The sequence below is a fragment of the Desulfosporosinus nitroreducens genome, from assembly GCF_023897015.1.
Classification (GTDB): domain Bacteria; phylum Bacillota; class Desulfitobacteriia; order Desulfitobacteriales; family Desulfitobacteriaceae; genus Desulfosporosinus; species Desulfosporosinus nitroreducens.
Genome location: NZ_JAMHFY010000005.1, coordinates 105,902 through 119,469 on the forward strand (window position 1 = coordinate 105,902; position 13,568 = coordinate 119,469).

At 43.4% G+C, this 13,568-nt stretch carries 13 protein-coding genes, 2 riboswitches and 1 other annotated feature; all 13 genes read right to left on the reverse strand.

Features of this window, described 5'->3' with window-relative positions; translation table 11 throughout:
- Positions 1–162 precede the first annotated feature (162 nt).
- The gene (locus tag M8E35_RS07575; RefSeq protein ID WP_252468241.1) at positions 163–894 is read right to left on the reverse strand and encodes a 2-phosphosulfolactate phosphatase; all 732 of its coding nucleotides are present in this window, start codon (positions 892–894) and stop codon (positions 163–165) included.
- 254 nt (positions 895–1,148) lie between these two features.
- Positions 1,149–2,612 carry an aminomethyl-transferring glycine dehydrogenase subunit GcvPB gene (gene gcvPB, locus M8E35_RS07580; RefSeq protein WP_252468242.1) on the reverse strand — a complete coding sequence of 488 codons (1,464 nt, stop codon included), beginning with the start codon at positions 2,610–2,612 and terminating at the stop codon, positions 1,149–1,151.
- Entirely contained in the window at positions 2,609–3,949 is a 1,341-nt protein-coding gene (gene gcvPA, locus M8E35_RS07585; protein ID WP_252468243.1) for an aminomethyl-transferring glycine dehydrogenase subunit GcvPA, read from the reverse strand. Before gcvPA ends, gcvPB begins: the two co-directional genes overlap by 4 nt.
- Position 3,950: 1 nt before the next feature.
- Complete coding sequence (gcvH, locus tag M8E35_RS07590; RefSeq protein WP_252468244.1) at positions 3,951–4,337, reverse strand: glycine cleavage system protein GcvH; 387 nt, start codon at positions 4,335–4,337, stop codon at positions 3,951–3,953.
- Positions 4,338–4,490: 153 nt separating this feature from the next.
- Positions 4,491–5,645: a glycine cleavage system aminomethyltransferase GcvT gene (gene gcvT, locus M8E35_RS07595; protein ID WP_252468245.1), complete on the reverse strand. Its 1,155-nt coding sequence runs from the start codon at positions 5,643–5,645 to the stop codon at positions 4,491–4,493.
- A gap of 181 nt (positions 5,646–5,826) precedes the next feature.
- Positions 5,827–5,903, reverse strand: a riboswitch (glycine riboswitch).
- 3 nt (positions 5,904–5,906) lie between these two features.
- A riboswitch (glycine riboswitch) is annotated at positions 5,907–6,019 on the reverse strand.
- Between the two features lie 39 nt (positions 6,020–6,058).
- Positions 6,059–8,845, reverse strand: coding sequence for an isoleucine--tRNA ligase (ileS, locus tag M8E35_RS07600; protein WP_252468246.1), 2,787 nt, complete (start codon positions 8,843–8,845; stop codon positions 6,059–6,061).
- A gap of 165 nt (positions 8,846–9,010) precedes the next feature.
- Positions 9,011–9,219, reverse strand: a binding site (T-box leader).
- A gap of 48 nt (positions 9,220–9,267) precedes the next feature.
- Positions 9,268–9,741 (reverse strand): hypothetical protein, encoded by a 474-nt coding sequence (locus M8E35_RS07605; RefSeq protein WP_252468247.1) that lies wholly within the window; start codon positions 9,739–9,741, stop codon positions 9,268–9,270.
- An 86-nt stretch (positions 9,742–9,827) separates the two neighbouring features.
- On the reverse strand, positions 9,828–10,289 hold the full coding sequence (locus M8E35_RS07610; RefSeq protein ID WP_252468248.1) for a DivIVA domain-containing protein: 462 nt from the start codon (positions 10,287–10,289) through the stop codon (positions 9,828–9,830).
- A gap of 12 nt (positions 10,290–10,301) precedes the next feature.
- Positions 10,302–11,099 (reverse strand): YlmH family RNA-binding protein, encoded by a 798-nt coding sequence (locus tag M8E35_RS07615; protein WP_252468249.1) that lies wholly within the window; start codon positions 11,097–11,099, stop codon positions 10,302–10,304.
- A gap of 1 nt (position 11,100) precedes the next feature.
- On the reverse strand, positions 11,101–11,373 hold the full coding sequence (locus tag M8E35_RS07620) for a YggT family protein (protein WP_495537913.1): 273 nt from the start codon (positions 11,371–11,373) through the stop codon (positions 11,101–11,103).
- Positions 11,369–11,824, reverse strand: a complete 456-nt coding sequence (locus tag M8E35_RS07625; RefSeq protein ID WP_073028321.1) for a cell division protein SepF — start codon at positions 11,822–11,824, stop codon at positions 11,369–11,371. The genes M8E35_RS07620 and M8E35_RS07625 overlap by 5 nt, the downstream gene beginning before the upstream one ends.
- A gap of 23 nt (positions 11,825–11,847) precedes the next feature.
- Positions 11,848–12,546 carry a YggS family pyridoxal phosphate-dependent enzyme gene (locus M8E35_RS07630; protein ID WP_252468252.1) on the reverse strand — a complete coding sequence of 233 codons (699 nt, stop codon included), beginning with the start codon at positions 12,544–12,546 and terminating at the stop codon, positions 11,848–11,850.
- Positions 12,547–12,611: 65 nt separating this feature from the next.
- Positions 12,612–13,544 carry a biotin/lipoyl attachment domain-containing protein gene (locus M8E35_RS07635; protein ID WP_252468254.1) on the reverse strand — a complete coding sequence of 311 codons (933 nt, stop codon included), beginning with the start codon at positions 13,542–13,544 and terminating at the stop codon, positions 12,612–12,614.
- Between the last annotated feature and the right edge of the window lie 24 nt (positions 13,545–13,568).

Genomic DNA, 13,568 nt, shown 5'->3' on the forward strand with positions numbered 1-13,568 from the left:
GCCACCATGCGAAACAGAAAAAACCTGACTTTCAAGTTCATGATTAACATTTCTGCTATTATACTCTATTTCGAATCATAACGACAAATTATAGTTTATTCATATAATTTAGACGGATATCCATATAAAGGGTGGAGGGAGAAATGGAATTATTTATATCTGTTATTCGCCCGTCAACCAAACAATTTCACCATTTTGAACCACAGGAACTATCGGTAACATGTTTGGAGTAGAACAATAAACTAAGTCACGCTCAAATCCTAGAGAAATAAGTTTTCTTCCGTGAACTGAATCGCGAATTTTATCCGCAAGATGATTCTTCGAACTGCGATACAGTATACGCGCGGCTTCACCCAAGTCGTTTAGCAAAACATCCGGCCCTAAGGCATCAACAAACATTCCTGCACAGAGCGTGTCCGGCAGATCAAAACGTTCTTCTGTACCTGCACAAAAAACTACTATCCCCTTAAGTCTATTTTTATTTTCGAATTCTCTTAGCACAGCTAAAATAATACTCTGCATGTTTATAAAAGAAGCCATCCAGATCATGGGTGCAGCAATAGAATCACGTATAGCCCGAGTACCGTTGGTTGTCGTCATAATGACTCTTCTGCCTCCCACTTTTTCAGGAACATAGTCAAAAGGCGAATTTCCTAAATCAAATCCTTCAATAATCAGAGAATCTCGCTCTCCTCCTAATAATGATCCAGGAAGGGTTAAACGTGTTTCCAAGGCTTCTTCTGACGTGAGAACCGGAATAATAGCTTGGCAACCATTAGCTAAAGCTGTGACTATTGTGCTTGTCGCCCTCAGTACATCAATCACGATGACTAATCTATCTTCTAAGTACGGAATCCTCGGAGAACCTGTACTCGGTAATACTTCGATTTGCATGCGATCACCCCATTCCTGAAATTAATAAGATAATATTATTATATGTTATGCTCAGCCTTTTTTATATTCAACTTTTTTATCTTAAATCCTGCTAGTTGTTTAAATTGTTGATATTCTAATGCCTTTTAGAACAAGCCTTCCAGATAGTAATGCTAAATAAGATAGAAAAGGGGATGACACAAAATACATATTGTATCCTGTTCATCCCCAACAGGGAATCAGGGATAATCCCTGTCTTCCCCACCTTATTTGAATTATGACTCTTTGCGCCACCGCAAGTTAGGCTTCCGTACTGCGCCCACTTCATCTAATCGTGTCACTAGCGTTGTGTAAGGTGCATTCTTAACAAGATCCGCATCAGTTTGGGCTTCCTCAGCAATCTTGATAAGGACCTGAGCAAATTCATCCAGCGTTTCGATGCTTTCGGTTTCCGTCGGCTCAATCATCATTGCCTCTTCGACAATAATTGGAAAATAGATGGTTGGGGGGTGATAGCCATAATCCAATAAACGTTTGGCGATATCTAAGGTATGCACTCCAGTTGATTTAAGGTTTTTCGGAGTAATAATAAATTCATGCATACATATGCGATCATACGGTAAGAAGTAATGCTCTTTTAGAACACTCATCAGATAGTTGGCGTTTAACACGGCACTTTCCGAGGCTGCCCTCAACCCTTCCCCGCCTAGACTTCGAATGTAGGCATAAGCCCTGACAACCACCGAGAAGTTCGCATAAAACGAGCGCACCCGACCAATGGAGAGCGGCATATCTACTTGAAGAGTGAACGTTCCGTCCTCACTTCGAACTACCATGGGTTTGGGAAGAAACGGCATCAAAAAATCCTTAACTCCAACCGGTCCAGACCCTGGCCCTCCACCACCGTGAGGCGTGGCAAATGTCTTGTGTAAGTTAAGATGGACAACATCAAAACCCATATCTCCCGGGCGGGCAATACCCATCACAGCATTTGTATTCGCTCCATCATAATACAATAGACCGCCTGCATCATGAACCAACTTAGTAATCTCTAAAATATTTTCATCAAAGAGCCCCACTGTATTAGGATTTGTCAGCATCAGTGCAGCAACTTCGTCACTGAGGACCTTTTTCAAAGCTTCTATGTCAACCCCGCCATGGTCATTGGAGGGAATTTGAATAATTTCATATCCAGCCATTGCAGCCGTTGCAGGATTCGTTCCATGAGCTGAATCCGGAACAATCACTTTTTTGCGTTTAGTGTCCTGACGGTGATCATGATAAGCTTTGATAATCAGAATTCCAGTCATTTCACCATGAGCACCAGCAGCCGGTTGGAGAGTAAAGCCATCCATCCCCGCTAATTCACAGAGGTCCTCTTGCAGTTCCGCCATGAGCTGCAATGCCCCTTGAGTCATCGACTCAGGCTGATATGGATGAAGAGCCGTGAAACCAGAGAGACGAGCCAACATCTCATTAACCTTCGGATTATACTTCATCGTACACGACCCAAGTGGATAAAACCCGGTGTCAACTCCATGATTAAAAGTAGAAAGATGTGTAAAGTGGCGCACCACATCCACTTCGGAAAGTTCCGGAAGTGACGGCTCCTGTTGACGTAACAACTCGCTTGGAATCAGCGTTTTGATAGAAACTTCCGGAACATCACACATAGGTAAACTGACCGCACTTCGCCCATTGGCACTAAGATCAAAAATAAGTGGTTCTAATACTTTCATTGGATTGCCCCCAATCTGGCCACGAGCCGGTCAATATTAGCTTTAGACTTCGTTTCAGTCACACAGAAAAGGAGATGATGGTCGAGCTCTGGGTAAAAACGAGCCAGACCAAGCCCGCCGATTATCTGATCTTCTAAGAGCGCTGAGTTAATTTTAGCTGGTTCAATCTTGGACTTAATCACAAATTCATGAAAGAACGGGCTTGAGAAAGCCAAACTCATCCCAGGGATTTTGGCAATCTCCTGCGCAGCATAATGAGCATTCTGTAAATTTAGATAGGCCAATTCTTTAACTCCTGTTTTTCCTAGAGCACTCAAATGCATAGTAAAGGCCAGCGCACAAAGTGCTTCATTGGAGCATATGTTTGAGGTAGCTTTTTCTCGCCGTATATGCTGTTCGCGGGCTTGAAGGGTTAGGACATATCCTTTTTTGCCATTTTTATCTGTGGTTGCTCCTACAATCCGACCAGGCATCCTGCGGACGAACTTGTCCCGACAAGACAAAAACCCCAAATATGGGCCTCCATAATTAAGAGCATTACCGAAGGGCTGTCCTTCGCCAACCGCAATATCTGCTCCGCATTCTCCCGGGGACTTTAGTAAGCCTAAAGAAACCGGGTTGACTGACATGACAACTAGAGCCCCTTTCGCATGAGCTAACTGTACAATTTCTTCTGCTCTTTCAATACTGCCAAAAAAATTCGGATTTTGAATAAGCACGCCTGCAATGTCCTCTTGGAGTGCCGCTTCCAAGGCCGCTTGATCCAAGACACCATCCTTGAAAGGAATCTCAACAAGCTCTACTCCGCGGGGCGGCAGATAGGTTCTTAGAACTTCACGATATTCAGGGTGCACCGTTTGCAATACTAGCACCTTTTCCCGCCGAGTTGCGTCACAGGTCATCAGGGCTGCTTCCGCTAAGGCCGAAGCACCATCGTACATAGAAGCATTCGTTACATCCATTCCGGTTAATTCACAGACTAAGGTCTGATATTCATAAATTGCCTGAAGGGTCCCTTGACTAATCTCTGGTTGATAAGGCGTATAGGCAGTGTAAAATTCTGAACGCAGCAGCAATTGATCAATAAAACTCGGAATATAATGTTCATAAGCCCCGGCTCCGAGATAAGAGCTATACCCTTCTACGGTTTGATTAAGATTTGCCAGACCTTTGACATGTTTGACCAATTCCTGCTCTGACATTCCTCCGTTAATAGCCAAAGGACGTTGCAAGCGGACTTCCTTTGGAATATCTGCAAACAGCTCTTCAACTGACTTAACCCCGATACGGGCTAAGAGCCGTTCGTTTTGGCTGTCCGTATTCGGTATAAAGTTCATTCTAATGTTCCTCCTGTGCTAAAAACGCTTCATATTCAGCAGCCGTCATCAAACCGTCGAGAGAGGATAAATCATCCGCTTCGACTTTGATCAGCCAACCTTCCCCATAGGGTTCAGAGTTGAGTAAATCGGGTGAATCCATAACCTGAGTATTGACTTCCACAACTTTCCCGCTAACTGAGGCCGTAATATCGGAAACCGCTTTTACAGATTCCACTGTACCATAAGATTTTCCAGCTGTTACTGTCGTTCCTACATCAGGAAGCTCTACAAACACTACATCTCCGAGGCTTTCCTGGGCATGGTCTGTAATCCCAAACGTCACGATATTCCCCTCAACCTTAGCATACTCGTGTTCTTTATTATACTTTAACTCTACTGGATTCATCAAAATCATCCTCCTCATATTTTTAATTATCTTACCCAAGGAGATTATGAGCATCCGCTGACACATCAACTTGAGCAAAGTTATCTAATAATTTTAAACTCAATTGGGGTAGAGTCCACCGAAGTCTCGATATTCAGCTTTAGCTGAACGAGTTCACTTGGCACTTATTTTTTCGGACATTGCACCAGATTCCTTCGCTGAGTGTCCTGCTTGTTTATCACGTTTATAAAATAAGGAAGGAATGATCTTAGCCTTAACAGCTTTTCCACGAATCATTACATCAAGAACCTCCCCTTGAATGGCTAAATCTGCGCGGATTAGACCTAGGGCAATATTTTTGTTTAAGGTTGGGGAAAATGACCCTGAAGTGATAAAGCCAATTTCTTGTCCGTCTTTTTGTAAGGGATAATGAGAACGGGCGATTCCACGATCAATCATTTCAAGTCCTACCAACTTGCGCGGTATTCCTTGTTCTTTCTGAGCCAGAAGTACTTCCTTGCCAATAAAATCTACTTTATCCAATTTCACAAAAATTCCAAGTCCTGCTTCAAGCGGAGTGATTTCCGCACCTAGCTCATTCCCGTATAAAGGAAGGCGAGCTTCAAATCGCAATGTGTCGCGGGCTCCCAGTCCAATCGGTTTTACACCGTCATTAGCTCCAATCTCTAATATTTTTCGCCATAATTGTCGTCCATATTCAGGAGCAACATAGATTTCAAATCCATCCTCTCCTGTATAACCGGTTCTGGAGATAAGACAGCTAACTCCGTCAATTTCTCCATGAGCAAAACTATAATATTTTATTTGTGAAAGATTAATGTTCGTAATACGTTGTAAAACAGTTTCTGCCAAAGGACCTTGTAACGCAAGTTGGGCATACTGCTCAGATAAGTTCTCAGCAATCACATTAAATTTTTTGGCTTGTTCTGTAATCCAAACATAATCCTTATCCGCATTAGAGGCATTAACGACAATAAAAAAGTGTTGTGAATTATATCGATAAACCAGCAAATCATCAACTATTCCACCATTTGGATAACACATAGGAGAATAGAGGATTTTCCCATCCTCAAGCTTGCTTACATCGTTGGTAATCAGCATTTGGACAAAAGCCAGAGCCTCTTCCCCGCGAACATCAATCTCACCCATGTGTGAGACATCAAAAAGACCCGCCTTTGTGCGAACAGTATGATGTTCATCAATGACACCTGCATACTGAACAGGCATTTCCCATCCGCCAAAATCAATTAGTTTAGCCTTTGCAACCAAATGTTCTTCATAAAGAGGAGTACGTTTTAATTCATTCATATTGAAACCTCCTTTAATTTTGACTTATAAGAGATCGAAAAACTATTGGTCGGAAGAATTCAGCACTTAGTATAGTGTTTCATATAGATAGACATCGCACCCTAGAAAAATACTTCCAAAATCTCCTTATAATTTTTTTTGTAAAATAAAAGGACAGAGAAAGTGCGCAATCGCGCACTTTCTCTGTCCTTTAACCTGAGAGATTCGCCGTTTCCAGCTTCCCCTTTGGTGTTCTCTTTTACAAGAAACTCTCCAGAGTCCCGTCTTCTAGCAGTACTTTTGCCTGAGAGTTTCCCTCCTTGAAAGAGCGATTTCAAGGAATTTCTCCTTCGGCGTCTGAAAAATAAATCTCAGATCTCTCCTGCTAGCATCATTCGGTATTAGCTTATTTCTTTACTATATAATATGCCCTTTTAGTCAATAAGTCTACTGGAATTTTCTGAAACTACTTCACTACAGCGAGGGCAAATCGTCGGATGCTCTTCATTCTTTCCAACTTCTTCATGGAACATCCAACAGCGCTCGCATTTTTCCCCTTTAGCTGGTTGCACAAGAATGCCTAATCCCTTGTGAACTTCTGCTGGTTGTACCCCTTCAGGTCTTTCTTCATTTGGTTGATGCATGACTAGGCTAGAAACAATAAAGATTTCTGCCAAATTAGGAACTTGTTGCAAGGATTCATATTGTTCATCCGTAGGGTAGAGATCAACCTGAGCTGTCAAAGGATGATTAATTAATTTTTCCTGACGTGCTATTTCCAATACTTTAGCTACATCCGTGCGTAAAGCCAGTATCTGATCCCAGCGATTTGCTAATTCTTCGTCCATCCATTCAGAATTTACTTTAGGCATTTCTGCAATTTGGACATTCTCTGCACTCTTTTCTCCAGGAATATACGGCCAGATTTCTTCTGCCATGAACGATAAAACTGGAGCCAAGAGACGTACCAGTGAATCAAGCACTTCATATAAAACCGTCTGGGCGGAACGACGAAGAAGTGACGTTTTTCCTTCAACATAAAGTCTGTCCTTGACAATATCCAGATAAACGGCACTTAATTCGATGGTACAGAAATTATGAATCGTATGATAAGCCCAATGGAATTCATAAGACTCATACCCAAGAAGAACGCGTTCAACCACTTTGGAAAGCTTAAGCAAAGCCCAGCGGTCGATTTCTTGAAGCTCTTGATAACTCACTTTATCCTTGGCAGGATCAAAATCATTGAGGTTACTCAATAAGAAACGCAGGGTATTACGAATTTTGCGATAAGCTTCAGACATTTGCTTCATAATGCGCGGAGAAGCTGCCACGTCATTTTTATAATCCACAGAACTGACCCAAAGCCGTAAAATGTCCGCACCCAGTTCTTGAACAACCTTAAGAGGATCAACCCCATTGCCCAGCGATTTTGACATCTTTCGCCCTTGTTCATCAACAACGAAACCGTGGGTTAAAACATTCCGATAAGGAGCCTGACCAAAAGCAGCCACCGAAGTGGACAAAGAAGAATTGAACCAGCCGCGATGCTGATCTGAACCTTCTAAGTATAGATCTGCCGGCCAAGATAATTCAGCCCGTTGCTTCAAGACACCGGCATGGCTTGTGCCGGAATCAAACCAAACGTCCATGATGTCCGTCTCTTTGCGGAATTTCGTACCTCCACACTCACAAGCTGTCCCTTCTGGCAACAATTCTACGGCAGAATGGGCAAACCAAGCATCCGACCCTTCTTGACGGAAAAAGTCTTGGACTTTGGCGATGGTCTGGTCGTTCACCAAGACTTTTCCACAATCTTCACAGTAGAAGATGGGAATTGGAACCCCCCAAGTCCTTTGCCGAGAAATACACCAGTCTCCGCGTTCCGCTATCATGTTAAAGATTCGATCTCTTCCCCAAGCAGGGATCCAACGAACCTTCTCAATCTCCTCTAAGGCTGCCTGCCGAAATCCATCAATGGAGGCAAACCATTGTTCAGTTGCGCGGAAGATGATCGGGCTCTTGCAACGCCAACAATGAGGATAACTATGTTCGATTGTTTCCTCAAGGACAAGATCGTTACTGTTCTTGAGGTCCTCTACGATCACAGGATTCGCTTTCCCGGTTTTAAGGCCGACATAGGCTCCGCCTTCCTCGGTGAATTTCCCTTGATGATCAACAGGACATAAAGCAGGCAAGCCGTATTTCTTTCCAACTAAAAAGTCATCTTCCCCGTGGGCTGGCGCGGTATGAACGCAACCTGTACCAGCTTCCAAGGTGACATGTTCCCCGCAAACTACCACGGAGTCCCTGTCCATGAGCGGATTTCTACAAATTACGCCTTCAAGTTCTTTGCCGGAGAGAGTCCTTTCAACCGGAAGTTCCAGCTTCCACAAGGAACGTAAGGACTCCAACATTCCCTCAGCAACCACCCAATGTTCTTGCTGAGCGGTGACGACAGCATAGGTTAACTCCGGGTGGACACTGATCGCCAGGTTTGCTGGCAAGGTCCAAGGAGTTGTCGTCCAAATAACTACGAACGTATTCTCTTCGGTGAGAGCACTCATTCCATCGCGCACCGCAAATTTGACATAAATCGCGGTGGCAGGCTTGTCTGCATATTCAATCTCGGCCTCAGCAAGTGCTGTCTCACAGGAAGGGCACCAGTAGACAGGTTTTAGTCCTTTATAAATATAACCTTTTTTGGTCATATCCCCAAAAACCCCAATTTGAGCAGCCTCATACTCCTTTTGCAAAGTCAGGTAAGGGTGTTCCCAATCCCCCCGCACTCCAAGCCGCTTAAACTCCTCACGCTGTATCCCAACATATTTTTCCGCATAGTCTTTGCATTTCTGCCGAAATTCCAGCGCAGATACCGCATGACGATTTACTCCCAATTTCTTAATAACTTGTTGCTCAATAGGAAGGCCATGCGTATCCCATCCCGGCACATAAGGCGCATCAAAGCCCATCATGGTCTTGTATTTAACAATGATATCTTTCAATACTTTATTAATAGCATGCCCCAGATGAATGTCCCCGTTAGCATAGGGCGGCCCGTCATGAAGGATAAATTTCGGCCTTCCCTCACGTGCTTTCTGGACTCTTTCATAAAGTTTTTCCTCTTCCCAAGATTTGAGGATTTCAGGTTCCCTTTTGGGGAGATTTCCTCGCATTGGAAAATCAGTTTCAGGTAAATTCAATGTATTACGATAGTCCATTAATAATTTCCTCCTTTGAATGATCTTACAAGCTGCAAGTTCTTGCTTAACATTAGTTATGTTAGTATGCTTCTGCTTGTAAAGGATATTAGAAAACTTGACTAACGCCAAGCGTTAAGGCAATGGCCATGACTCTAAATAGTATAACTAAAAATCTCGCCCCTAAAAAGGGACGAGATTACTCGCGGTACCACCCATGTTGCTATATATAGCCACTCGGAAGTCTTTTAACGGAGACAAACCGAATAAAGCTTACTGAGATTTCAGCCATTCACTCCAAGGGGATTTTCTTTGTCACTTCTCCACGGGCTCACACCATACCCCGCTCGCTGATGAGCTTACTTGACAAAGACTGTCCTTTTCAACGTGTCTACAAATTTAAATTCTCGGATAACTACAAGCTTAATATTAAGTATTAGTTATTAATCCTTTAAAATAACTTTACGAAGGATGGTGATAAGTTTGGCTTGTCCTTCCGAGTCAATTGGGTCTACCATCCACAGACAGAGAAAGGATAGTTTTCGGCTTCTCCACTCCTGAACAAAGGGATCCATCTGTTCTTTAGATACGTATAAGTGCTTAGAATCTTGAGAAGGCGTCAAACTTACCACAACACCGCGTTGCTCCATTTCATCCATTGCCCTGAACGCGCGGTCAAGTAAATCATCACTCCCTGTCATCAAGACATCTCCTGAGCGAAAATGATGATCCGCTTCAGCAAACCCAACACTAAAGATCTTTATATCCTGTTCATCGGAATGCAAACTATCTATGGAGGTTAAAAGTTGAACCTCTTGGCCCCCTACTTTACCAACGTAAATCTCATTCTCATCCTGATGCAAACCAAATCCTTGAATGAGAAAGTCCGGAGATATCTCACTAATTAATCTATACATTGATGAAACCCTTCTCCTTCAAAGTCATCTATAGAATATTTTACCACGAAACTAGACAGATTCGCAACATCCTGACTCTAATCCCGTTAAGCGATGCCTTCATTTTTTTCTTGTAAGGTTTCCAAATCTAGATGCGCTAGAAGAAAAGACTTAAGTTGTGTACGTAATAAATCACGTTTTCTAGCAAGCTCTTGGATCTCCTCTTGTATTTCTTCCCACTTTTTCTGCGCTTCAGACACCTTAGTTAACTTTTCATGTTCTGCTTTCCGTAATATAAGTGCCGCCTCTTCACGAGCGGTCTCCTTAACCTCTTCAGCAGTTTGTTGAGCCAACACTAGGGTCTGTTGTAAGGTGTTCTCGATTTGGCGATAATGCCCAATTTCCGCTTCCAACCCTTTTGTCTTTTCTCGCAGTTCGAAATTCTCTGTATACGCTAATTCAAATTCCTGACTGACATTCTCGAGAAATTTCCCCACCTCCTCGCATTGATAGCCCCGAATCCCTTTGCGAAAAGTTTTGTTTCGTATGTCAAGAGGAGTCATCTCCATTATATTTCCCTCCTAGTGCCGTCGTGACCGAAAAAGTAGGATTTGCCAAGCTATTCGTTCCTTGCGAGTCTGGGAACTCTCCAAAAGCTTTATGCGCCCATACCCTCGACAAGAAACTATGTCATCCGTCTGTACTTCTGCTTCCGCTTTAAACACCACAAGGCCAGCTTTCCTCACCTTGCCATGACTTATCCACTCCTGGGCCATACTCCTCGAAACCTTAAAAGCATTAGCGATCACCGCATCCAAGCGTGATGAATTAACCGTTATCCGGCGCTCTTCACCCAATTCAGGAAGTACGTCTGGTTTTCCGTTAATGAGTGAAACTTCAATCTTTTCACGCCCCGCATGTGTCCAATGATTTAATAAATACGGGACTATTTCCAGGGTTCCAGCAACATAAAAACCGCTCTGCCCAGGTCTGATATCCCCCAAGACATCCCGTCTAAAGCCTAATCCCATGAGGGATCCCAGTATCTGTCGATGCTCGAGCTGAGCACGAGCATCAGTAGATCGTACCCATAACAGGGCAATGTCTGCATCTTTGAAGTCTAAGGTTTCTCCTTTAGACCCCATCAGAATTCGAACCCGTTCCGCTTCTGAAAACCCGCCCTCCGCTAAAAACTCAAGATGTTCCTTACGTAAAATTGATTCAGCCCACTCCCTCATGGCAAAGCTCAAAAATGGAGTGACTTGTCTAACCCCTTCATTAAGCACACCATTTACTTGATCTAATAAATGCGCTGCTTCCAAACGAGCTTCTTTTTCATCCCAATATTTTAGAACACTTCGGTCAATTGAATGCTTCATCCTATAAAATTTTCCACACAAGCCACTGCACTATATTCAACGCGAAAATTGCAAAGATTGGAGAAAAGTCTACTGGTAATGCTGAATTTCCGAATTGAAACCGTCGAAACGGCTTAAGGATTGGGTCAGTTACGTCATAGAGAGCACTAACTAATTTATTACTGGTCGGCGATAATTTAGGTCCGAACCAAGATAGAATAACTCTCACAAAAATTGCGTATATCAGGATTGTAATCACTTTATCAATAATTTGAACAACGAATAGAATGTTAATCCCTCCCTATTTTTGAACTGGGCCAAAACAAACCTTTGTCTTTTAGTTCGTCTCGCATTTCTCCCGAAATATCGACGTTATTTGGAACAAACAGGAAGATGCCGTTTCCGACTTTTTGCATGTTGCCATTTAACGCATAGGTTGTTCCACTAATAAAATCGACAATGCGTTTGGCTAACATTTTTTCAGCGTTTTCAAGGTTGACAATAACCGGTCGCCGGGTTTTTAACTGATCCGCAATGTTTTGGGCTTCTTCAAAAGAATTCGGTTCCATGACTACAACTCTCATTTGCTTTTGAGTATGAATGCTTACGACTTGGGCATTCTTACGGCTGGTACGAACCTCTTCTTGGGAATTTTTCTCACGTTCATTCTCTTCAAAGATATCCTCTTCAGGTTCATCGTCTGCAAATCCCATAATTCCAATGACTTTATCAATTAACTTTGCCATATCTTTCCTCCCCTTTCAGGTCTCTATTCACGTTCGCCGAAAATCTGACGACCTACACGAACAAGGGTTGCCCCTTCTTCAATAGCTAGTTCGAAGTCTTGACTCATCCCCATGGAAAGCTCCTGCAAATCAACTCCAGGCCATTTCTGAGATTGCAGAGTATCACGCAACTCCCGAAGTTGTCGGAAATACCCATGAGTCTCCGTTAAGCTAGCTCCCAAAGCGCCAATGGTCATTAACCCTTGAACTTTAACATAGGGACACTCCCCAACTGAGTTTAAAAAGTCTGGAACTTCCTCTGGCATAAGTCCCGCCTTGGCGGGATCCCTGGCGACATTTACTTGAACTAATGCCGTCCAGATAATACCACGCCGTTCACCTTGGTTATTTAGTGTTTCCAACAATGGAAACCTATCCAGCGAATGGATCATAGTAACATTTTGATCTAAATACTTAACTTTATTGGTTTGAAGCCTTCCCACCAGATGCCACTCACAATCACTTGGAAGACTAGGCGCTTTCTCCAACCATTCTTGAACACGATTTTCTGCAAAGGCTCTTTGCCCCGCTTGATAAGCCTCCTCTAAGCCTGAAACGGATTGGGTCTTAGAAACAGCCAATAATCGGATAGTACTCGGATCTCTATTACTTCGTTCTACCGCTTGGTTTATACGCTGACGAACCTCCATCAAGCGCTGTTCAATACCCGCTTTTGCCAACATCAGAATATCTCCTTCGCAATGAATTCTACGCCGTTTCGCATGTTTCCTGCTTAATATAGCCTGGTCTAGATATTTTTTACGTTGGCTACTAATCCTTCTAAGCCATCCTGCGGTGTTATTACAACAGGAATGCCGTTTGGCAAATCCATGATACAGGCCATATTGTCATCTTCATCAAGCACTTTCACCTTTTTAAACTGTACAACCCCCTCACTCCAGAGAAAGACTCCCAGTTCCTCTCCCTGTGTCCACAGTGCAGATTTCGGAATAAGAACTCCGTTGGTGGGTGGACGATAGATCCAGGACACTTCCTGGCGTCTTTGGGCCGCAGTGCCGTCGATATAGTGGGGAAACTCAACAATTACTCCCTTTGGTTGATCTGATTTACGCAAAACTTTCGCACTTATCGTTTGATTGCCGGCAGTCACACGCATTGTCTTGCCAACAGTAAGTTCATCGATATTTGGCGTCTCTAGAAAGGCCATAGTCGGAATCAGGTTATTCACGATTTTGCCCAAAACTTCCCCTTTTTGAACCGTAGTTTCGCTAGTTTTCAGGCTGGACGTTTGAGTTAATAATTTATTAAGATCCATAGAAATTAGATTTTCACTCGTTAAGACAGATTCCAAGCCGTCGCTTTGGCGAAAAAACAGTCCTCCCTTAGCCGCTGTAATCGTTTGATTCTGGGCGTTCTCCATAGTCCCGGGAGCCGCCCCCTCAGGTTGAACTACAGCCACTGTCTCTCCAAGTCTAAGACGTTGACCATCTTTCCCTATATACTGAACCTTGCCCGAAAGAGGGGCAAGTACTGTCAGCTCTTGATTAGCAAACGTTGCGGCCACCGAACGTTCATGCCTAATAGTTCCAGTTTCGGCCACGGCAAACTTTATTCTCCCTGCAATAAGAGTTGAGCGATAACACCATACAACCCCTCCGGCTAAAACGATAAACAATATACCCCAAAACCAATAATTCGTTTTCCTTCTCTTCCCCTCCATTTTAACCTCCTGCTAGTTCGAGAT